1 protein-coding gene is annotated in these 215 nt (G+C 60.5%); it reads right to left on the bottom strand.

Going from position 1 to position 215, the window contains the following annotated elements:
* On the bottom strand, positions 1 to 215 hold a 215-nt coding region (locus AAEZ06_RS28465), incomplete at both ends, for a hypothetical protein (protein WP_350617568.1).

A 215-nucleotide genomic window follows, 5' to 3' on the forward strand; every position in this document is an offset into this window, starting at 1 on the left:
GCTGGCTTGGCGGCTGGTTTCGCAGCAGCGGTTTTAGCAACTGGCTTGGCGGCCGGTTTTGCAGCAGCGGTTTTAGCAACTGGCTTGGCGGCTGGTTTCGCAGCAGCGGTTTTAGCAGCTGGCTTGGCGGCTGGTTTCGCAGCAGCGGTTTTAGCAACTGGCTTGGCGGCTGGTTTCGCAGCAGCGGTTTTAGCAGCTGGCTTGGCGGCTGGTTT

This window comes from Pseudomonas sp. HY7a-MNA-CIBAN-0227 (assembly GCF_040310325.1).
In the GTDB taxonomy this organism is placed as follows: Bacteria; Pseudomonadota; Gammaproteobacteria; order Pseudomonadales; family Pseudomonadaceae; genus Aquipseudomonas.